Source organism: Streptomyces poriferorum, from assembly GCF_019399235.1.
GTDB classification, from domain to species: Bacteria; Actinomycetota; Actinomycetes; order Streptomycetales; family Streptomycetaceae; genus Streptomyces; species Streptomyces poriferorum.
On record NZ_JAELVH010000608.1, the window covers coordinates 1 to 976 of the forward strand.

Here is a 976-nt window from a genome sequence, read left to right on the forward strand (position 1 = left end):
GGCGGTGGGCCAGCGCCTCGTAGGACGCGGCCAGGGCGGGGGCCGCCGTCTCGTACGTACGCTGCGCGACCCCGATGAACAGGCAGTCGACGACCAGCAGCTGGCTCGTACGGCTCGACATGGCGGCCGGGCGCAGCTCGCTCTCGCGGGCCGTGGACGTGGTCAGTACGACGTCGGCGTACTGCGTGACCGGGCCGTCGGGGCGGCCGGTGATCGCGATGGTCGTGGCGCCGCGGTCGAAGGCGACGCGCAGCGGCTCGATGACGTCGCCCGTCGAGCCGGAGTGGGTGATCGCGATGGCCACGTCGCCCGAGCGCAGCTGCACGGCGTTGGTCACCGCGAGGTGCGGGTCCATGTTGGCGTGTGCGATCAGGCCGATACGGGCCAGCTTCTGGGCCAGGTCCTGGCCGACGAGCGACGAGGCGCCCACGCCGTAGATGTCGATCCGGCGGGCGGTGGCGGCCGCGGCCACGGCGGCACCGAGCTGTACGGTGTCGAGCCCGGCGGCGGTGTCGGCGAGGGTCTGCTGCTCGTCGTAGGCCAGCTTCGCGACCACGTCGGCGATCGGGTCGTCGACCGCTATGTCCGCCGTGACGGCGGGCGCCCGGCCGGACTCCTGGTGGGCGGCGAGACCGGCCAGCGCGAGGCGCAGGTCCCGGTAGCCGGGGTAGCCGAGGAGGCGGGCCGTGCGGACCACGGTCGCCTCGCTGGTCCCGGTCAGCTCGGCGAGACCGGTGACCGTCAGGGCGGCGCAGCCGGCCGGGTCACCGGCGACGGCCTCGGCGACCCGCTGCATGGAGCGGGTCATGGACGGCGCGAGCGTCCGCACCTTCGCCGCGAGCGCTGCCGGGGCGGGCGGCGAATCAGCGCTGAAACTTTCCTTCAGGTCATTGGTCACCTTTGAAAGATATTTTCAACCCCGGTGTCCGTCAACCCCCCTTTGGTCCCGACCTGTGGCGGCACGCATGCGCGCCGG

General features: G+C 73.1%; 1 protein-coding gene. It reads right to left on the reverse strand.

The genetic code is table 11. From position 1 onward, the window contains the following. A partial coding sequence (locus JGS39_RS40000; protein ID WP_219574654.1) for a MurR/RpiR family transcriptional regulator occupies window positions 1–898 on the reverse strand: 898 nt, incomplete at its 3' end. Window positions 899–976: the final 78 nt, after the last annotated feature.